At 68.0% G+C, this 20003-nt stretch carries 16 protein-coding genes and 1 pseudogene; 11 read left to right on the top strand and 6 right to left on the bottom strand.

Annotation, left to right across the window (positions count from 1 at the left end):
- Positions 1 to 40: 40 nt before the first annotated feature.
- Positions 41 to 2665, bottom strand: coding sequence for a DNA mismatch repair protein MutS (gene mutS, locus ACE2AC_RS13570; protein WP_375692111.1), 2625 nt, complete (start codon positions 2663 to 2665; stop codon positions 41 to 43).
- 160 nt (positions 2666 to 2825) lie between these two features.
- Here mutS and ACE2AC_RS13565 point away from each other — a divergent pair, with 160 nt between their 5' ends.
- Together ACE2AC_RS13565 and ACE2AC_RS13560 are read left to right on the top strand one after the other, a co-directional pair.
- Positions 2826 to 5087, top strand: coding sequence for an NADP-dependent malic enzyme (locus tag ACE2AC_RS13565; RefSeq protein WP_375687872.1), 2262 nt, complete (start codon positions 2826 to 2828; stop codon positions 5085 to 5087).
- Entirely contained in the window at positions 5087 to 5962 is an 876-nt protein-coding gene (locus tag ACE2AC_RS13560; RefSeq protein ID WP_375687870.1) for a ribokinase, read from the top strand. The genes ACE2AC_RS13565 and ACE2AC_RS13560 overlap by 1 nt, the downstream gene beginning before the upstream one ends.
- Here the strand turns inward: ACE2AC_RS13560 and msrA are convergent.
- Positions 5955 to 6602: a peptide-methionine (S)-S-oxide reductase MsrA gene (msrA, locus tag ACE2AC_RS13555; RefSeq protein ID WP_375687868.1), complete on the bottom strand. Its 648-nt coding sequence runs from the start codon at positions 6600 to 6602 to the stop codon at positions 5955 to 5957. The two genes, ACE2AC_RS13560 and msrA, sit on opposite strands and share 8 nt — an antisense overlap.
- Before the next feature lie 124 nt (positions 6603 to 6726).
- Here msrA and ACE2AC_RS13550 point away from each other — a divergent pair, with 124 nt between their 5' ends.
- From ACE2AC_RS13550 to ACE2AC_RS13540, 3 genes are all read left to right on the top strand, one after another.
- Positions 6727 to 7446, top strand: a complete 720-nt coding sequence (locus tag ACE2AC_RS13550; RefSeq protein ID WP_375687866.1) for an HAD family hydrolase — start codon at positions 6727 to 6729, stop codon at positions 7444 to 7446.
- 313 nt (positions 7447 to 7759) lie between these two features.
- Complete coding sequence (locus ACE2AC_RS13545; RefSeq protein WP_375687864.1) at positions 7760 to 8170, top strand: hypothetical protein; 411 nt, start codon at positions 7760 to 7762, stop codon at positions 8168 to 8170.
- A 160-nt stretch (positions 8171 to 8330) separates the two neighbouring features.
- Positions 8331 to 9356, top strand: a complete 1026-nt coding sequence (locus tag ACE2AC_RS13540) for an LLM class flavin-dependent oxidoreductase (RefSeq protein WP_375687862.1) — start codon at positions 8331 to 8333, stop codon at positions 9354 to 9356.
- A gap of 77 nt (positions 9357 to 9433) precedes the next feature.
- Here the strand turns inward: ACE2AC_RS13540 and ACE2AC_RS13535 are convergent, their stop codons facing one another.
- Complete coding sequence (locus ACE2AC_RS13535; protein ID WP_375687860.1) at positions 9434 to 10660, bottom strand: argininosuccinate synthase; 1227 nt, start codon at positions 10658 to 10660, stop codon at positions 9434 to 9436.
- Between the two features lie 97 nt (positions 10661 to 10757).
- Positions 10758 to 11771: a hypothetical protein gene (locus ACE2AC_RS13530; protein ID WP_375687858.1), complete on the bottom strand. Its 1014-nt coding sequence runs from the start codon at positions 11769 to 11771 to the stop codon at positions 10758 to 10760.
- A gap of 98 nt (positions 11772 to 11869) precedes the next feature.
- On the opposite strand from ACE2AC_RS13530, the gene ilvA reads away from it, so the two are divergent.
- Positions 11870 to 13093: a threonine ammonia-lyase IlvA gene (ilvA, locus tag ACE2AC_RS13525; RefSeq protein ID WP_375687856.1), complete on the top strand. Its 1224-nt coding sequence runs from the start codon at positions 11870 to 11872 to the stop codon at positions 13091 to 13093.
- 3 nt (positions 13094 to 13096) lie between these two features.
- Here ilvA and ACE2AC_RS13520 read toward each other — a convergent pair whose 3' ends face one another.
- A complete protein-coding gene (locus ACE2AC_RS13520) occupies positions 13097 to 13432 on the bottom strand; it encodes an Hpt domain-containing protein (RefSeq protein WP_375687854.1) in 336 nt (111 codons plus the stop codon).
- Between the two features lie 159 nt (positions 13433 to 13591).
- On the opposite strand from ACE2AC_RS13520, the gene ACE2AC_RS13515 reads away from it, so the two are divergent.
- On the top strand, positions 13592 to 14851 hold the full coding sequence (locus tag ACE2AC_RS13515) for a PP2C family protein-serine/threonine phosphatase (protein WP_375687853.1): 1260 nt from the start codon (positions 13592 to 13594) through the stop codon (positions 14849 to 14851).
- Here the strand turns inward: ACE2AC_RS13515 and ACE2AC_RS13510 are convergent.
- Positions 14848 to 15335: pseudogene (locus ACE2AC_RS13510) on the bottom strand (NUDIX hydrolase). The gene ACE2AC_RS13515 and the pseudogene ACE2AC_RS13510 overlap by 4 nt on opposite strands.
- 30 nt (positions 15336 to 15365) lie before the next feature.
- Here ACE2AC_RS13510 and ACE2AC_RS13505 point away from each other — a divergent pair.
- Genes ACE2AC_RS13505 through ACE2AC_RS13490 form a run of 4 tightly spaced genes read left to right on the top strand, consistent with a single transcriptional unit; the run spans position 15366 to position 19993 of the window.
- On the top strand, positions 15366 to 16358 hold the full coding sequence (locus ACE2AC_RS13505) for an Hsp33 family molecular chaperone HslO (RefSeq protein ID WP_375687851.1): 993 nt from the start codon (positions 15366 to 15368) through the stop codon (positions 16356 to 16358).
- Positions 16351 to 16944 (top strand): CoA pyrophosphatase, encoded by a 594-nt coding sequence (locus ACE2AC_RS13500; RefSeq protein WP_375687849.1) that lies wholly within the window; start codon positions 16351 to 16353, stop codon positions 16942 to 16944. The genes ACE2AC_RS13505 and ACE2AC_RS13500 overlap by 8 nt, the downstream gene beginning before the upstream one ends.
- Positions 16941 to 18110, top strand: a complete 1170-nt coding sequence (locus tag ACE2AC_RS13495) for a CCA tRNA nucleotidyltransferase (RefSeq protein WP_375687847.1) — start codon at positions 16941 to 16943, stop codon at positions 18108 to 18110. The genes ACE2AC_RS13500 and ACE2AC_RS13495 overlap by 4 nt, the downstream gene beginning before the upstream one ends.
- 44 nt (positions 18111 to 18154) lie before the next feature.
- Entirely contained in the window at positions 18155 to 19993 is a 1839-nt protein-coding gene (locus tag ACE2AC_RS13490; RefSeq protein WP_375687845.1) for an ABC transporter ATP-binding protein, read from the top strand.
- Positions 19994 to 20003: the final 10 nt, after the last annotated feature.

Raw genomic sequence — 20003 nt, 5'->3', positions numbered from 1 at the left:
CCCCCGGAGTTTTTTCGGCAAGATGAAGAGGGGCGTTCCGCTAGCCGCGGGACGCCTCTTTCAGTTGGTAGAGCAGGTCGAGCGCGGCGCGCGGCGTCAGCTCGTCCGGGTTGGTGCCGTCGAGGAGATCCGCGACCTGCGCCAGGTGGGCGGGCAGGGCGGCGGGGGCCTTGGGCTGCGGCGGCGGCGCGGCGGCGAAGAGCGGCAGGTCGTCGATCAGCGCCTTGGGCTTGCCGCCCTCGCGATCGCCCTTTTCCAGCGTGTCGAGGATGGCGCGGGCGCGGGCCACGACCGCCTCGGGCAGGCCGGCGAGGCGGGCGACCTGCACACCGTAGCTGCGATCGGCGGCGCCCTTGCGGACCTCGTGCATGAAGATCACGTCGCCCTCGTGTTCGCGCACGGCGACGGTGGCGTTGTCGACGCCCGTCAGCTTACCGGCGAGCGCCGTCATCTCGTGGTAGTGGGTGGCGAACAGGGCGCGGCAGCCGTTCACCTCGTGCAGGTGTTCGAGCGTGGCCCAGGCGATAGAGAGGCCGTCGTATGTGGCGGTGCCGCGCCCGATCTCGTCGAGGATCACCAGCGCGGCGGCGTCGGCCTGGTTCAGGATCGCGGCGGTTTCCACCATCTCGACCATGAAGGTCGAGCGGCCGCGGGCGAGGTCGTCCGAGGCCCCGACGCGGGAGAAGAGCTGGCTGACGATGCCGATCTCGGCGCTGGTGGCGGGGACGTGGCTGCCCATCTGGGCCAGCAGCACGATCAGCGCGTTCTGGCGCAGGAAGGTTGACTTGCCGGCCATGTTCGGGCCGGTCAGCAGCCAGATCCGGGCGGGGTCGTCGGACAGGTCGCAATCGTTGGCGATGAAGGGCGCGCCCTGCTTTGTCAGTGCCGCCTCGACCACCGGATGGCGGCCGCCCTCGATGGCCAGTGCGCGGGTGGTGGTGATCCGGGGACGGGTCCAGTTTTCCGCGCGTGAGAGGGTGGCCAGGCCGGCGGCCAGGTCCAGTTCCGACAGCGCGCGGGCGGCGGCGGCAATCCGGTCGGCGGCGGCGAGGATCTCGGCTTTCAGCCTGTCATAGAGACGTTTTTCGATCTCGAGCGCCTCGCCGGCGGCGTTGTGGATGCGGGTCTCGATCTCGCTCAGCTCGGGCGTGGTGAAGCGAAGCTGGTTGGCCGTGGTCTGCCGGTGGCGGAACGTGTCGGAGAGCGGTTCCGACAGCATCTTGTCGGCATGGGTTGCGGTGACCTCGATGAAGTAGCCCAGCACGTTGTTGTGCTTGATCTTCATCGAGGTGATGCCGGTCATCTCGGCATACTGCCCCTGCATCCGGGCGATCACGCCCTTACCCTCGTCCCGCAGCTCGCGCGCGGCATCGAGGTCGGGCGCGTAGCCTGCCGCGATGAAGCCGCCGTCTCGGGCCAGCAGCGGCGGCTCGGCCACCAGCGCGGCGTCGAGCAGCGCGAGAAGGTCGTCGTGCCCGGTGAAATCGCGCGTGGCGGTCGCGAGCAGGTCGGGCAGCTCGGATGTGGCCAGCAGGTCGTTCAGATCCTCCGCCTGGGCCAGGCCGGAGCGGATGGCGGCAAGGTCGCGCGGGCCGCCGCGGTCGAGGGCAAGGCGCGACAGCGCGCGGTCGAGGTCGGGCACCTTGCGCAGCGCCTCGCGCAGGTCGGCGGTCAGGCGGCTGTTGTCGAGTGCGAAATCCACCGCGGCCAGCCGATCCTCGATCACCTGCGCGACGCGGGAGGGGCTGGACAGCCGCCGTTCCAGCAACCGGGCCCCGCCGGGGGTCACGGTGCGGTCGATGGTGGCCAGCAGCGATCCGGCCCGGCCACCCGCCAGCGCATGGGTCAGTTCGAGGTTTCGGCGCGTGGCGGCGTCGATCTGCATCCCACGCTCTTCCGCCTCGCGCACCGGGGGGCGGAGCAGGGGGAGCTTCCCCCTTTGCGTGATCTCGAGGTAGTCGACGATGGCGCCCATGGCAGCTAGCTCCGGGCGCGAGAAGCTGCCGAAGGCTTCGAGCGTGGAGACCGAGAAGAGCGACAGCAGCCGCTTTTCGCCGTTCGTGCTGTCGAAGCTGGCGCGCGCCAGCGGTGTCAGTGCGGGGCCGATATCAGAGACTGTTTCGGCAAAATCGCGTTCGTTCGCCTCGGACACCAGCACCTCGGAGGGGGCCAGCCGGGCGAGTTCGGGCCCCAGCCGCACCGGCGGCAGCGGCATCACGTGGAAGGCCCCGGTCGAGATGTCGACCCAGGCCAGTGCGCCCGCGTCGCGGACCATGGCATAGGCGGCGAGGTAGTTGTGGCGCCGGGCGTCGAGCAGGCTGTCCTCGGTCAGGGTGCCAGGCGTGACCAGGCGGACCACATCGCGCATCACCACGGATTTCGACCCGCGCTTCTTCGCCTCTTCCGGGCTTTCCATCTGTTCGCCGACGGCGACGCGGAACCCCTTGCGGATCAGCGTCAGCAGGTAGTTCTCGGCCGCGTGGACCGGCACGCCGCACATCGGGATATCCTCGCCCAGGTGCTTGCCGCGTTTGGTCAGGGCGATGTCCAGCGCCTCGGCCGCCGCGACCGCGTCGTCAAAGAACATCTCGTAGAAATCGCCCATCCGGTAGAACAGCAGCGCGTCCGGGTACTGCGCCTTGATCTCCAGATACTGCGCCATCATCGGCGTCACGGCTGCGGTCTGCTGGTTCACTGCTGCCCCCTTGTTCTGGGGCCGGACTGTACAAATCCCGGCCCTGCGGCGAAAGGCGAAAGCGTGTTTCTATTGAGCGTCAGGCTGCCCCCGTGTAAGACGCCCGAGCCTTTGGAAGGGGAGGAAGGCCATGACCCGCAGCCGCAGCCGGATCACACCGGAGGAAGCGCTTCAATTCCACCTGGAGCCGAGCCCGGGCAAGCTGGAGATTGCGGCGACCGTGCCGATGACCACCCAGCGGGACCTGAGTCTGGCCTATTCGCCCGGCGTGGCTGTCCCCTGCGAGGCGATCGCGGCGAACCCCGAAACCGCCTATGACTACACGACCAAGGGCAACCTGGTGGCCGTGATCTCAAACGGGACGGCGGTTCTGGGCCTTGGCAACCTCGGCGCGCTGGCCTCGAAGCCGGTGATGGAAGGCAAGGCCGTCCTCTTCAAGCGCTTCGCCGACGTGAACTCGATCGACATCGAGCTGGACACGACGGACGTGGATGCCTTCGTGAACGCCGTGAAGCTGATGGAGCCGACCTTCGGCGGCATCAACCTCGAGGACATCAAGGCGCCCGAGTGCTTCATCATCGAGCAGCGGCTGAAGGAAGAGATGGAGATCCCGGTCTTCCACGACGACCAGCACGGCACCGCCGTGATCTGCGCCGCCGGGCTGATCAACGCGCTGCACCTGAACGGGAAGAAGATCGAGGAGTGCAAGATCGTCCTCAACGGTGCAGGTGCCGCGGGGATCGCCTGCATCGAGCTGCTCAAGCGGATGGGCGCGCGGAACGAGAACTGCATCGTCTGCGACACCAAGGGCGTGATCTACCAGGGCCGCACAGACGGCATGAACCAGTGGAAATCGGCCCACGCGGTCAAGACCGACCTGCGCACGCTGGAAGAGGCGATGGTGGATGCCGACGTCTTCCTGGGCGTGTCGGTCAAGGGCGCGGTGACAGCGAAGATGGTCGAGAGCATGGGGCCGGACCCGGTGATCTTTGCCATGGCGAACCCCGATCCCGAGATCACGCCGGAAGAGGCGCACGAGATCCGCGAGGATGCCATCGTCGCGACGGGGCGCTCCGACTACCCCAACCAGGTGAACAACGTCCTTGGCTTTCCCTATCTCTTCCGCGGCGCGCTCGACATCCATGCCCGTGCGATCAACGACGAGATGAAGATCGCCTGCGCCGAGGCGCTGGCGGCGCTGGCGCGCGAGGATGTGCCGGACGAGGTCGCGCTGGCCTATGGCACGACGCTGACCTTCGGGCGGGATTACATCATCCCGACGCCCTTCGACCCGCGGCTGATCCACACCATCCCGCCGGCGGTGGCGCGGGCGGGCATGGAAACCGGCGCGGCGCGGCGGCCGATCATCGACATGGACGCCTACGAGCTGAGCCTGAAGTCCCGGATGGACCCGACGGCCAGCATCCTGCGCGGCATCGCCGCGCGGGCGCGGCGGGCCCAGGCACGGATGATCTTTGCCGAGGGCGACGATCCGCGCGTGCTGCGCGCCGCGGTGATGTACCAGCGGAACGGCTATGGCGATGCCATCGTCGTGGGCCGCGAGGCCGACGTGAAGACCAAGCTGGAAGCGGCCGGCATGGGAGACGCGGTCAGCGATCTGCAGATCCTGAACGCGGCCAATACCCCGCACCTCGAGACCTACAAGGAGTTCCTCTATCGCCGGCTGCAGCGGAAGGGGTTCGACCGGATCGACATTCATCGCATGGCGGCACGGGACCGGCACGTGTTCAGCGCGCTGCTGCTGGCGCACGGGGTGGGCGATGGCCTTGTCACCGGCGCGACGCGGAAGTCGGCCCACGTAATGGAGCTGGTGAACCACGTCTTTGACGCCGACGCCGCGCACGGGGCGGCGGGCATCACCGCGCTGCTGCACAAGGGGCGGATCGTGCTGATCGGCGACACGCTGGTGCACGAATGGCCGGATGAGAACGACCTTGCCACTATCGCCGAGCGCGGCGCTTCGGTCGCGCGGGACCTCGGGCTCGAGCCGCGGGTGGCCTTCGTCAGCTTCTCGACATTCGGCTACCCGGTGTCCGAGCGGGCCGAAAAGATGCACATCGCCCCCAGCGTGCTCGAGGATCGCGGCGTCGATTTCGAGTTCGAGGGCGAGATGACGGTCGACGTGGCGCTGAACGTGGAGGCGGCCAAGCACTTCCCGTTCTCGCGCCTGACCGGCCCGGCGAACATCCTTGTCGTTCCGGCCCGCCATTCGGCCAGCATCAGTGTCAAACTGATGCAGGAAATGGCGGGGGCGACGGTGATCGGGCCGATCCTGTCGGGCGTCGAAAGCCCGATCCAGATCTGTTCGACCGGGTCCAAGGTCAACGACATCCTGAACATGGCGATCCTCGCCGCCTGCAAGGTGGGCTGATGACCGTCTGGTGCCTGGGCTCGGTCAATGCCGACCACGTCTATCGCCTGCCGCACCTGCCCGCGCCGGGCGAGACGCTGGCGGCGCACGACTATGCCCGCGGGCTGGGCGGCAAGGGCACCAACATGGCGGTGGCCGCCGCGCGGGCCGGTGCCCGGGTGGAACTGATCGGGCGCATCGGGCCGGACGGCGGCTGGATGCGGGACCGGATCGCGGGCTATGGCGTGGGGATCGCGCACCTGGCCGAGGGCGACGGCCCGTCGGGTCACGCGATCATCTACGTCGATGCCGCGGGCGAGAACCAGATCACCATCTTTCCCGGCGCGAACCGCGAGATCGCGCTGGCGCAGGTCGAGGCCGCGCTGGGCGGGGCCGCGGCGGGCGACATCTTTGTCACCCAGAACGAAACCAGCCTGCAGCGCGAGGCGGCCGATCTGGCCCGCGCCAACGGCCTGCGGGTGATCTATGCCGCTGCCCCGTTCGAGGCTGAGGCGGTGGCCGCGATGCTCGACGTGACCGACATGCTGGTGCTGAACGCGGTCGAGGCGGCGCAGCTGGAAGAGGCGACGGGCATCGCCCCCGGCGACCTGCCCGTCGGGGACGTGGTCATCACCCGCGGGGCCGAAGGCGTGCGCTGGATCGACACGAACACGGGCAAAACGCGGGATTTTCCGGCCGTCCGCGTCGATCCCGTGGACACCGTCGGCGCGGGCGACACCTTTACCGGCTACCTGATGGCCGGGCTCGATTCCGGGGCCGACATGGCAGGGGCGATCACGCTGGCGGCCAGGGCCGCGGCGCTCAAGGTCACCCGCCGGGGTGCGGCGGACGCGGTGCCGACGCGGGCCGAGGTCGAGGGCTGGCAGCCTAGTTGACGAAAGGCGCGGCGTCGCCCCAGAGCGCCTTGATCCGCGCGTCCCGGCCGCAGGCCTTGCGATAGGCCTTGTAGGCCTCGGCCTGCCGTTTTGGCCCGAACCGGGTCAGGATCAGCTTGGTCCCCCGGTAGTAGTCCTGGTGATAGTCCTCGGCCCGGTAGAACGGCTGGGCCCGCAGGATCGGGGTCACCACCTTCTGGCCAAGCGCGCGTTCCGCCTGGGCCTTCGCGGCCTCGGCTTCGCGCTGTTCCGCCTCGCTCGCCACGAAGATCGCGGTGCGATAGCTGGCGCCCCGGTCACAGAACTGCCCGCCTGCATCGGTCGGATCGACCGAACGGAAGAACAGCCGCAGCAGCGTTTCCCGGTCGAGCCGGGCGGGGTTGTAAAAGATCTGCACCGCCTCGTAATGCCCGGTGCCCCCGGCGGTGACCTGCTTGTAGGTCGGGTTGGCGACGTCGCCACCGGTATAGCCCGACACCACCTCGCGCACGCCCGAGACGGATTCGAAATCGGCCTCGACACACCAGAAACAGCCGCCGGCGACGGTCAGCACCGCCTCCTGCGCGCGGGTGGCGGCGGGTATGGCAAGGGCCAGCAGGGCGGCGACAAGGGCCGGGAACAGCCCGGAACGGTGCGTCATGGGGTCCTCCTCTCGATGCGGGGCAGCATCGCAGAAGCTTCGGCTTCCCCAAATGGAAAGCACGCAGTATCACGCGAGTTTGAGGGCGCACTGCGCCCGGTCACGTCGCGAAGGGAGCCCCGCCATGAAAATCGCCTGCTGGTCCGGGCCACGCAACCTGTCGACGGCGATGATGTACGCCTTTGAGAACAGGGCCGATTTCACCGCATTGGACGAACCCTTCTACGCCGCCTACCTGGCCCGCACCGGCAAACGGCACCCGATGGACGACGTCATCCTGACCGCGCAGCCGCAGGACCCGGACACCGTCATCGACGCCCTGACCGGCCCGATCCCCGGCGGGGCGCGCCACGTCTGGCACAAGCACATGGCGCAGCACATGCTGCCCGGCATCCGCCGGCAGTGGATCGGCGGCATGACCAACGTGTTCCTCATCCGCCATCCGGCACGGGTGGTGGCCAGCTTCTCGGCCCGGTTCGAGAACCCAGAACTCGAGGACATTGGCTTTGTCCAGCAGGCCGAACTGCACGACCTGGCCGCGGCCGAGGGCGACAGCCCGGTGGTGATCGACGCGACCGACATCCGCGCAAACCCCGAGGGGTTGCTGCGCGCGCTGTGCGAGGCCATCGGTCTCGACTGGGATCCGGCGGTGCTGTCCTGGCCCGCCGGTGCGCGCGCCATCGACGGGGTCTGGGCGCCGCACTGGTATGACGCGGTGCACCGGTCAACCGGCTTTGCCGGGGCCGAGGGCGGGTTGCCGCACCTGGACGGCCGGGCCGAGGCGCTGGCCGATGCCGCGATGCCCTATTACGAGCATCTCCACGCCCGACGCCTAAAAATCTGAAAAAGTGTGAAACTCTCCCTATGCGTGTGACGTGACTGCGAAGTACCGCAGCGTCCGGGCCCTCACCCGTGCCTGCGTGGGTGATGAGTGCAGCCGTTTCGGCATGAAGAAGCCAGACCGCGCGTGCGCTTGAGAGGGGCTATGCGCCCATAGATCTGGCGGGGGAAGGCACCTGGGCTGGCGCCATGCGCCAGCCCATTTTGCGGCGCCGCCGGGGTGCTGCGACAGGCGCCGATGAAACTCATCCGCACCGAACCCCGTGGATCCCCGCATCACCCGGCCAAACCCGGTCGATACCCAACGGGAGAAAACGATGAAGCTTTTTGCAATCACCGCAGCCGCAACGCTGACCGCCGGCATGGCGCTGGCCGACAACCACAGCATGTCGATGGTCGAGGCGATGGACCAGGACGTGTCGAACGGCATCGTTAGCGCGGCCAAGATCATGGCCCCGGCGAACGGCTGGATGGTCGTGCACCGCACCGACGCCGAGATGAAGCCCGGCCCGGTCGTCGGCTATGCACCGTTGCGCGCGGGCGAGAACATGGATGTCGCGGCGATCCTGACCGAAGAGGTCGCGTCCGGTGACATGCTGATGCTGATGATCCATTCCGAGGAGGGCGGCATGAAGACCGGCGTCTTCGAATACACGCTGGGCGCCACCGAGGACGGGCCGATCAAGCCGGACGGCAAGCTGGTGATGACCACGATCACCGCCCAGTAGTCCAACACGGAAACGCGGCGGCCAGACCCTCGGGTCGCCCGGGCCGGTCCCTTGGGCCGGCCCTTTTCCTTGCCGGCGGCCGCACAGCCGCTGTGCGCCGGATCCGCTGTTGTCTTCGCCGCTGCCGCCCTAGTCTCTGGCCCAGCAAACGGAGGCATGAATGGAAGTCGGACTCTACACGTTCGGGGATGTCGGCAAGGATCCGGCCAGCGGCGTCAGCTTTGACTGGCACAGCCGCCTGACCAACCTGATGGAAGAGATCGAGCTGGCCGACCAGGTCGGGCTCGACGTCTTCGGGCTGGGTGAACACCATCGCCCGAACTACGCGATCTCGTCCCCGCCGGTCACGTTGGCCGGGGCGGCGCGGACGACCAGGAACATCCGCCTGACCTCGGCCGTGTCGGTGCTGTCCTCGGACGATCCGATCCGGGTGTTCCAGCAATATGCCACGCTCGACAACCTGACCGGGGGTCGGGCCGAGCTGATGGTGGGCCGCGGGTCGTTCATCGAGAGCTTTCCGCTCTTCGGCTATGACCTCAAGGATTACGACGAGCTTTTCGAGGACAAGCTTCAGATGCTGCTGGCGATCCGCGAGAAGGAGGAGCTGGTCTGGCCCGGCACCAAGGCGACGCCGACGGTGAACGGCCTGGGTGTCTATCCGCGGCCGGTCGGCGACATGCCGGTCTGGATCGCTGTGGGCGGTACGCCGCAATCGGCGGTGCGCGCGGGGATGCTGGGCCTGCCGATGGCGCTGGCGATCATCGGCGGCCAGCCGCGGCGGTTCGCGCCGATGGCGGACCTCTACCGCCGGGCCGCGGCGCAGGCGGGCAACGCCGACAAGGCGCGCGTGTCCCTGAACGTGCACGGCTTCGTCGGAGAGGACAGCCAGCGGGCGGCCGACCTCTTCTTCCCGGCGCAGAAGGCCGTGATGGACCAGATCGGCCGCGAACGCGGATGGCCGCCGCAGAGCCGGGCGCAATACGATGCCTCGATCGCGCCCGAGGGGGCGATGTTCGTCGGTTCGCCCGCGCAACTGGTCGACAAGATCCTCGGGCTGAAGGAGGACCTTGGCTTTGACCGGGTGTGCCTGCAGATGGCGATCGGGATCATCGACCACAAGGAGATGCTGAAGGCGATCGAGGTGCTGGGCACCAAGGTCGCGCCGGAGCTTCGGAAGGCGGGATAGGGCCCTCCGGACGCGGCATTCAGCTGAAACAAAAAGGGCGCCCTTGGGCGCCCTTTCGTGTCTAACGCTGGCGATAATCACTTCGACAGGCGGCGCTTCCGTGCGGCCAGCAGCTTGAGCCGCAGCGCGTTCAGCTGGATGAAGCCCTGCGCGTCCTTCTGGTCGTAGGCGCCGGCGTCTTCCTCGAAGGTCACGTGCGCTTCGGAGTAGAGCGAGGCGTCCGACCAGCGGGCCACGGTCCGGGCCGAGCCCTTGAACAGCATGACGCGGACGGTGCCCGAGACGTGTTCCTGGCTCTTGTCGATCAGCGCCTGCAGCATCTCGCGCTCGGGCGAGAACCAGAAGCCGTTGTAGATCAGTTCCGCGTAGCGCGGCATGATCGAATCCTTCAGGTGGCCGGCCCCGCTGTCCAGCGTGATCTGCTCGATCCCGCGGTGCGCTTCCAGCAGGATGGTGCCGCCCGGCGTTTCATAGATGCCGCGGGACTTCATGCCGACGAACCGGTTCTCGACGAAATCGAGGCGGCCGATCCCGTGGCGCTTGCCGTAGGCGTTCAGCTCGGTCAGCACGGTCGCCGGGCTCATCTCGACCCCGTTAATCGCGACCGCGTCGCCCTTTTCAAAGGTGATCTCGATGTATTCCGGCTGATCCGGCGCGCTGACCGGGTCGTCGGTACGCTGGTAGACGTAGTCGGGCGCTTCCTCGGCCGGGTTTTCCAGCACCTTGCCCTCGGACGAGGTGTGCAGCAGGTTCGCATCGACCGAGAACGGCGCCTCGCCGCGCTTGTCCTTGGCGATCGGGATCTGGTTCTTCTCGGCAAAGTCGATCAGCTTGGTGCGCGAGGTCAGGTCCCACAGCCGCCAGGGCGCGATCACCTTGATGTCGGGGTTCAGCGCATAGGCCGCCAGTTCGAACCGGACCTGGTCGTTGCCCTTGCCGGTGGCGCCGTGCGCCACGGCGTCGGCGCCGGTTTCGGCCGCGATCTCGACCAGCCGCTTCGAGATCAGCGGGCGCGCGATCGAGGTGCCCAGCAGGTACAGCCCCTCGTAGACCGCGTTGGCGCGGAACATCGGGAAGACGAAGTCGCGGACGAACTCCTCGCGCACGTCCTCGATGTAAATGTTCCCGGGCTTGATCCCCAGCAGCTCGGCCTTCTCGCGGGCCGGCTCCAGCTCCTCGCCCTGGCCGAGGTCGGCGGTGAAGGTCACGACCTCGCAACCGTATTCGGTCTGAAGCCATTTCAGGATGATCGAGGTGTCGAGACCGCCGGAATAGGCAAGCACGACTTTCTTGGGCGCGGACATGGTGACTCCTGACGTATGGAACGCCCGGCGGGTAACGCTTTTTTCACGCCGCGACAAGGGCGCGCCCCGGCAGGGGCGCTCTTGCCGGGGGTTCACATCATTCCAGGACCACGATTTCGGCCGTTTCCTCGGCTTCTTCGGTTTCGACCTCGGTCATCTCGATGGCTTCTTCCGCGATCTCCGGCTCCGGTGCGGGGGCCTTGCCTTCGATCATGCCGTCAAAGGCTTCACGCGCCTCGGGCGACAGGTCGTCAATGGATCGGCCGTCGGAGGCGGCGGCAAAGGCGTCGTCGCGGGCGATCTCGGTCGCCGCGATTTCGGCCTCGCGCTCTGCGATTTCGGCTTCGAGACCGGCGAGCGCTTCGCCGTTGGTCTCGGCGGCTTCGACCGCGTCGGCAAGCTGCGCCTCGAGCGCGGCAACGGCGGCGCCATCGACCGTTTCGGCGGCCTTGGCCTCGGCGATCTCGGCTTCGATGCGGGAGACCTCACCGTCCAGCGCCTCTTGGGTCGTGACCGCGTCGGCGAATTCGGCAAGCGCGATGGCCAGCCCGTCCCGCTGGGTGCCGACGGCCTCGGCCGCAGCGGCATAGGCGGCGATCTGACCGACCCGGCTGTTCGACGCGGCATTGGCAAAGGCGGTCGCGCTGGCGTGGGCGGCGTTCAGGCCCTTCAGCTCGGACGCGATCTTGCCCTGCTTGGACTTGGGCGACTCGGGCGGCCGGGGCGAGGTCGAGATCGCGCTGCGGGTCGAGCTGCTGTTTTTCGACTTGCCCGAGGCCCCATGACCACGGGACTTGTCCTTGCCCAGCAGACCGCCAAAGAACCCTTCGATCGCGTTCTTGCCGTTTCCGTTGCCTTTTCCGCCGGCGTTCGCGCTGTTGCCCTTGCCGTTTCCACCACCTTTTCCGTTGCCTCCGGCATTGCCATTGCCATTGCCATTGCCGCCGCCGTTTCCGTTGCCACCTCCGTTGCCATTTCCGCCGCCGTTGCCGCCGCCATCGCTCTTCGCGAAAGCGGCTCCGACGCCGACGCCGGGGATCTGCGGGGCCAGCGGCGACAGCAGCAGCCCGGCACCGGCGATCGAGGCGAACAGGATCGTCTTGGTCTTCATGTCAAAATCCTCCGTTTCCGGATGATATAGCGTTGAATCTGGCGTGAATGCGGCATTGGACGCTTGAACCGGCACTGACGGCAGGCCATTGCTGGCCCATGGACGATTTTCAGACCCTTGCCCGTGCGGCCGCCAAGGCGATGCGCGCCGTGTTTCCCGAAACGCCGTGCCAGCGCAACGAACACCTTTCGGCGCTCTATGACGCCGATATCTGGCTCAAGCGCGAGGACCTGAGCCCGGTGCGCAGCTACAAGCTGCGCGGGGCCTTCAACGCGATGCGCAAGGTGCGGGGCGCCAAGAGCTTCGTTTGCGCCAGCGCCGGGAACCATGCGCAGGGCATGGCCTACATGTGCCGGGAATTCGGGGTGCCGGGCGTGGTGTTCATGCCGGTGACCACGCCGCAGCAGAAGATCGACAAGACCCGCATGTTCGGTGGCGCGTTCATCGAGATCCGGCTGATCGGCGACTATTTCGACGACACGCTGGCCGAGGCGCAGGCGTTCTGCCGCCAGAGCGGCGGGCATTTCCTGGCACCCTTCGACGACGCCGACGTGATCGAGGGCCAGGCCACCGTCGCGGCCGAGATCGAGGCGCAGGCAGGCATCCCGCAACGGATCGTGCTGCCGGTGGGTGGCGGCGGGCTGGCCGCGGGGGTGCGCCGGTATTTCGGCCCCGACATGCCGATCACCTTCGTCGAACCGGCCGGCGGCGCCAGCCTGACCGCGGCGGTCGAGGCCGGGGCGCCCGTGACGCTGAACAAGGTCGACAGCTTCGTGGACGGCGCCGCGGTGGCGCGGATCGGCGCGGCGCCGTGGGAGGTGCTGCAAACCACCGCGCCCGGCGACGTGCTGACCGCGCCCGAGGACCGCATCTGCACCACCATGGTGCGGATGCTGAACCTCGAGGGGATCGTGCTGGAACCGGCCGGCGCCCTGTCGGTCGACGCGCTGGGCGACATCGTCGAGGAGATCCGGGGCCAGCGCGTGGTCTGCATCACCTCGGGCGGGAACTTCGATTTCGAACGGCTGCCCGAGGTCCGCGAACGGGCGCAGCGCTACTCCGGGGTCAAGAAGTACCTGATCCTGCGCCTGCCGCAGCGCCCGGGCGCGCTGCGCGATTTCTTGGACACGCTGGGGCCCGAGGATGACATCACCCGGTTCGAATACCTCAAGAAATCGGCGCGCAACTTCGGATCGGTGCTGATCGGGATCGAGACGAAGGACGCGCGCAATTTCAAGGGGTTGTTCGAGCGTATGGATGCCGCAGGCTTCACCTACCGTGACACAACGAACGACCAGATCCTGTCGGAATTCCTGATCTGACGGTCACGCCGCGCTCGACGGGGCGATGCCGAAGCGGCGCGGCAGTTCTTTGATCAGCGCGGCGCGGGATCGGGCATAGCAGGCGGCGATCCCGTCAAGGTCGGTTGCCGCGCCGCGGCCCGCCGCGGTTTCCCCCGCGCGGCAAAGGTCGGATAGGGCCGGCAACCCCACGGTCATAGCGCTGCCCTTGAGATAGTGCAGCCGCGCCTCGAGGTCCGGGCCGGGCGCCAGCGCCGCCACCTGGCTGTCGGTGTCGTCGAGGAACAGGGCGATCACTTCGGCGAAGTCGTCCGCGCCCACCTCGGCGCGCAGGTCGCCAATCCGCTCCCAGTCGATCATCGTGCCCTCCCGCATGGTCACGGCCCGAGGGTATCGCGGCAGTTTTAACGAAGTGCTTCCGCCGGAGGGGGCGTATCACGTCCCATCGTAGGACGGTGTTAACTCTGCCGCGCGATACCCGCGACACGCCGCCGGGCAAGGGTGGCGGGGACATGACACGTGCAGACAGAACAGTCACAGGGCCGGGCGCAGCCGCCTGTCGCCGCTCCGGCGCGACGGGTGCTGGTGGTCGACGACAGCCCGCTGCAGCGGCGGGTGCTCGAGTTGCTGCTGCGGCGCTGGGGGTTCGACGTGGTTTGTGCCGATGGCGGGGCCGCAGCGTTGACCCTGTGTGCCGAACGACCGCCCGAGCTGGTGATCAGCGACTGGATGATGCCGGGAATGGACGGGCTGGAGTTCTGCCGCGCCTTCCGTGCGCTGGATCGCAGCGATTACGGCTATTTCATCCTGCTGACGTCCAAGGACGAAAAGGCCCATGTCGCGCAGGGCCTGGACAGTGGTGCCGACGATTTCCTGACCAAGCCGGTGAACCCGGTCGAACTGCGCGCCCGCTTGAACGCGGGGGAGCGAATCCTGACCATGCAGCGCGAGCTGCGCGAAAAGAACGTCCAGATCGCCGAGGCGCTGGCCGAGCTGCAGAAGGTCTACGATTCCATCGACAGCGATCTGGTCGAGGCGCGCAAGCTGCAGCAGTCGCTGGTCCGGGAACGATCACACGATTTCGGCCGCGCGCAGGTCGCGTTGACGCTCAGCCCGGCGGGGCGGGTGGGCGGCGACCTTGTCGGGTTCTTTCCCGCCGGGCCGTCCCACGCGGGGCTCTTCGCCATCGACGTGTCGGGCCACGGCATCAGCTCGGCCCTGATGACGGCTCGGCTCGCGGGGCACCTTTCCTCGGCCGTGCCGGATCAGAATGTGGCTCTGACACGGGGCAAAGGTGGCGAATACACCGCCTTGCCGCCGGTCGAGGTGGCGGCGCGCATGAACCGGCTGATGCAGCAGGAGATGGAGGTGGAGCACTACTTCACCCTGCTTCTGGCGATCTGCGATCTCGACCGGGGCGAGGTGCGGCTGGTGCAGGCGGGCCATCCGCACCCGATGCTGCAACGTGCCGACGGCCGGATCGAACGGGTCGGGCAGGGCGGTCTGCCGATCGGGCTGATCGCGGACGCCGGGTACGAAGAGGTCGTGGTTCAGCTGGCGCCGGGCGACCGCCTCCTGATCATGTCGGACGGGATGATCGAATGCCCCTCAGCCGACGGGATGGTCGGCGAAGACGGGCTGGAACGGATGCTGGACGGGCTGCGCGGGCTGCGGGGGCAGGGGCTGCTGGAAACGTTGATCTGGCAGCTGGGCGAGGTCAATCCGGGGCGCGATTTCCCCGATGACATCTCGGCCATCCTTCTGGAGTTCGGCGGCTAGGCCCCGATGAAATTCGCCAGCAGGGACCGTTCGCCTTCGTTCGCGAGCATGTCCATCGCCACCTCCGCCGGCATCCAGAGCGCGGTGTGACCCGGTTCCGTCGGCGGCCCGAGGCGGCGCACCGGGCGGGCGATGTAGATGGAACAGATCTTTTCGGCCCAGAGGTCGTATTCGGGCATGTAGACATAGCGCCGGAAGGCCCCGATCCGTCGCGGGGCGGCGATGCGCCAGCCGGTTTCCTCGAACACCTCGCGGTGCAGCGCCTGCACCGGGCTCTCACCGGGGTCGATGCCGCCGCCCGGCAGCTGGAATTCCGGCTCGGGCTCGATCTGGTGGGTCAGCAGGAGGCTGCCGTTCAACGGCAACATCGCGTAAACTCCGGGGCGGGGGTATAATGGATGTCGGACCGGACCGGTTCGCCGAAACGTCGCAAACGCACAACTCCTGCGCCGACCCCCGTCTTGTCCCGTGGGATTGCCGGCATTAAGTGGGGGGCAACGCAAAGGACACCCCTATGAACATTGGCTCCAAACTGGCCTGGGACGACTCGGTTCTGCCGTTCCAGCTGGACAACTCGGATATTCGCGGTCGCGTCGCCCGCCTGGACGGCGTGCTCGACGGCATCCTGAAGCAACACGATTACCCGCCCGTTGTCGAGGCGCTGGTGGCCGAAATGGCGCTGCTGACCGCGCTGATCGGGCAGACCGTCAAGCTGCGCTGGAAATTGCAGCTGCAGGTCCAGTCCGACGGTCCGGTCCGGATGATCGCCACCGACTACTACGGCCCCGAGAAAGAGGGCGAGCCGGCGCGCATCCGCGCCTATGCCTCGTTCGACCGGGATCGGATCTCGGGGTCGAACCCGATGGACCAGGTCGGCAAGGGCTACTTTGCCATCATGATCGACCAGGGCCAGGGCATGACCCCCTACCAGGGCATCACGCCGCTGACCGGCCAGTCGATCGCGCGTTGCGCCGAGGCGTATTTTGCCCAGTCCGAACAGCTGCCGACGCGGTTCGCGCTCAGCTACGGCCTCAGCCAGGTGCCGGGGCAGCCGGCGAACTGGCGTGGCGGCGGCATGATGATCCAGACCATGCCCAAGGCCTCGCCGCTTTCGGGTGGCGGATCGGGCGAGGGCGGGCTGCTGACCGCGACCGACCTTGTCGACGGCGACCAGGAAGAAAACTGGAACCGCGTGAACTACCACCTCGACACCGTCGAGGACATGGAGCTTGCCGGGCCCAGCCTCGCGCCGACCGACCTCCTGGTGCGCCTCTTCCACGAAGAAGCCCCGCGCGTCTTCGATGCCCAGCCCGTGCGCTTCGGCTGCTCCTGCTCCGAGGACAAGGTGCGACAGAGCCTGTCGATCTACTCGGCCAAGGATATCGAGAAGATGACCACCGACGAGGGTATCGTCACCGCCGATTGCCAGTACTGTGGCGCACATTACGAACTGGACCCCAAGACCGTGGGGTTCGAGGCGGTGAGCGGAGACGGCACGGGTGAATGACCCCTTCGACCGGGTGCGGGCGGCGCTGGCCACGACCAGCGCGCCCACCTCGGACTTTGAACTGAACTCCGGCGTCTTCGTGCCGGACCAGCCGACCCGCGCCGCGGGCGTGCTGATCCCGCTCGAGATGATCGCGGGTCAGCTCTGGGTCATCCTGACGAAACGCTCCTCGGCGCTAAAGCATCATCCCGGCCAGATCGCCTTTCCGGGCGGCAAGGTCGATCCGGGCGATGCCGACAGCACCGCCGCCGCCCTGCGCGAGGCCGAGGAAGAGATCGGCCTGCCGCGCGGCAATGTCGAGGTGCTGGGCCACCTGCCCGAACATGACACCGTGACGAACTTCCGCGTGCAGCCCGTGGTCGGCCGCGTGCTGACGCCGTTCGAGGTCCGCCCCGAACCCGGCGAGGTCGAAGAGGCGTTCCGCGTGCCGCTGGCCCATCTCTGCGACCCGGCGAACTACCTGGTCGAGGGGCGGCGCTGGCGCGGTACGCGACGGAGCTACTACGTCGTGCCCTACGGCCCGTATTACATCTGGGGCGCGACCGCCCGGATGTGCCGCGTCCTGGCGGACCGGCTGGCACCATGACGCGGGTGGCGGGCGACTGGCTGGACCGGCCCGCGACGCAGGCGGTCTGCGCGATGCTCGAATCCGCGGGGCACCAGGCGCTGTTTGTCGGCGGCTGCGTGCGCGATGCCCTGCTGGGCCGCGTGGTGGGCGACATCGATATCGCGACCGACGCCCGGCCCGAGGACGTGGTGAAGCTGGCCGAGGCTGCCGGGCTGAAGCCGGTGCCGACGGGGATCGAACATGGCACCGTGACGGTGGTGTCCGACAAGATCCCGCACGAGATCACGACATTCCGCCGCGATGTCGAAACCGACGGCAGGCGGGCCACCGTGGCCTTTGCCGACGACGTGCGGGACGATGCGCGGCGGCGGGATTTCACCATGAACGCTCTTTATGCCGATGCGCGGGGCGAGGTGCTGGACCCGCTGGGCGGCATGGACGACCTGCGCGCACGCCGGGTGCGGTTCATCGAGGACCCGGAAACGCGCATCCGCGAGGATTACCTGCGCATCCTGCGCTTCTTCCGGTTCCACGCCTGGTACGGCAATCCCGACGCCGGGATGGATGCCGAGGCGTTGGCCGCGATTGCCGCGCTTTCGCCCGGAATAGAGACGCTTTCCCGCGAACGCATCGGCCACGAAATCCGCCGCCTGCTGGCCGCGCCCGACCCCGCGCCATCGGTTGCCGCGATGCGCAGCACCGGGGTTCTGCCCCTCGTGCTGCCGGGCGCCGATGATCGTTTCCTGGCCCCTTTGATCCACCTCGAATCCGAAGCCGGCATCGCGCCCGACCCGATGCGCCGACTGGCCGCGCTGGGCGGAACGGGGGCCGAGGATGGGTTGCGGCTGAGCAAGGCGGACGCGCGTCGGTTGGGCGAGGTGCAGGCGCTGATGGCGCTGGTCGCGCCGCCGGCCGAGCTGGGTTTTCGCCACGGTGCGACCCTTGCCCGCGATGCGCTCCTCCTCCGCCATGCGATGATGGGCCAGCCGCTGGCCCCCGACGCGCTGTCCGAGGTCGACCGCGGCGCGGCGCAGGTGATCCCCGTCGGCGCCCGCGACCTGCTGGACACCTACGAAGGGCCCGCGATATCCCGGCGTCTTGCGCAGCTCACCGACGCCTTCGTCGCGTCGGACTTCACGCTCGACCGCGCCGCGTTGCTCTCACTTCCCGACGACCCGGCTTGACCTTGCCGCCCGTCGGGTCATTCTCCGGCTGGAAAGGAGCCTCCATGCGGCCGGAAAACCTGATCGACGCCTTCCGTCCCGCCGAGGGGCCGCCGCCGACCACCCTTCTCAAGTTCATGCGCTGGGCCCTGCGGGGCGCGTTCCCGATGCTGATCCTCGCTGCCGCCATCTCGGCGATGGCCGGCGGGATCGAAGTCGGGACGGCCTGGATCCTCGGCACGGTGATCGACACCGCGTCGTCCTCGGGGCCCGAGGCGTTCTTTACGCTGCAGAACATGGGCGTGCTCGTGCTTGCGGTCGGCTTCTTCATCGTCGCGCGGCCGCTCTTCATGGGCCTCAGCTCGGCCATCAACTCCATCGTGGTGCAGCCGAACGTCGACACGCTGGTGCTGCAACGGCTGCACCGCTGGACGCTGGGCCAGTCGGTCGTGTTCTTCGACAACGATTTCGCCGGACGCATCGCGCAGAAGCAGATGCAGACCTCGCGCGCGATCACCGACGTCACGGTCGAGATGATCAATGTCGTGGCCTATGCGTTGGCGTCGCTGGGCGGTGCGGTGGCGCTTATGGTGGGGATCGACTGGCGGATCGCGGTCGGTTTCATCGTTTGGCTGTCGATCTATTTCGGATTGATCCGCTATTTCCTGCCGCGCGTCCGGGCGCGGGCCAAGGACCGCGCGGCGGCGCGGGCGATGGTGTCGGGGCAGGTGGTCGACACGATCACCAACATCAAGACGGTCAAGCTTTTCGCCCATGATGACCACGAGGACCGCGCGGCGCTTGGCGCGATGGCGGCATACCGGCAGAGGGTTCTCAGCTTTGGCTACATGGCCGCGGGCTTCCGGATCAGCCTGAACGCGCTGGCGGGCACGCTGCCGGTGCTGCTGGTCGGCAGCACGCTCTGGCTGTGGTCGCAGGGGATGGCCAGCATCGGCGACGCGGTGGCGGCGGGCACCATCGCGATGAGGGTGGCGCAGATGACCGGCTGGGTCAGTTTCGCGATCATGACGATCTATGCCAACGTGGGTGAGGTCGAGGACGGGATGCGCACGCTCGCCCGTGCCGTCCGGCTGGAGGACGAGGGCGGGGCTGAACCGCTGCGGGTGCAGGCCGGGCGCGTCACCTTCGAGGATGTCGGGTTCTCCTACGGGCGGGCCGATTCCAAGGGCGGGGTGAACGGCATCACGCTGGACGTCGAACCGGGCGAGAAACTGGGCATCGTCGGTGCCTCGGGCGCCGGGAAATCGACGATGGTGGCGCTGCTGATGCGCCTGTACGACCCGGAACAGGGTCGCATCCTGATCGACGGACAGGACATTCGCGGGGTCACGCAGGAAAGCCTGCGCCGCGCCATCGGGATGGTCACGCAGGAAACCGCGATGTTCAACCGGTCGGCGCGCGACAACATCCTCTATGGCAACCCAGACGCCGATGAGAACGAGCTGATCGCCGCCGCCGAGAAGGCCGAGGCGCATGATTTCATCACCGACCTTGCCGATCACACCGGCCGCGAAGGCTACGAGGCCCGGCTGGGCGAACGCGGCGTGAAGCTTTCGGGCGGGCAGCGGCAGCGGATCGCGCTGGCCCGCGCCATCCTAAAGGACGCCCCGATCCTGGTCCTGGACGAGGCGACATCGGCGCTCGACAGCGAGGTGGAGGCCTCGATCCAGCAGGCGCTGGAGCGGGTGATGGAGGGCAAGACGGTGCTTGCCGTCGCGCACCGGCTGTCGACGATCAGCCACATGGACCGGATCGCCGTGCTCGACGGTGGCCGCATCGCCGAGATCGGCAGCCATGACGAGCTGCTGGCGCGGAACGGGCTCTATGCCCGCTACTGGGCCCGGCAGTCGGGTGGCTTCCTTGGCTCCGAGGCCGCCGAATAGGGCTTTGCCG

Origin of the sequence: Pseudooceanicola sp. LIPI14-2-Ac024, assembly GCF_042188925.1 — a bacterium.
In the GTDB taxonomy this organism is placed as follows: domain Bacteria; phylum Pseudomonadota; class Alphaproteobacteria; order Rhodobacterales; family Rhodobacteraceae; genus Pseudooceanicola.
This window is presented reverse-complemented; position numbering and strand designations above follow the sequence as displayed.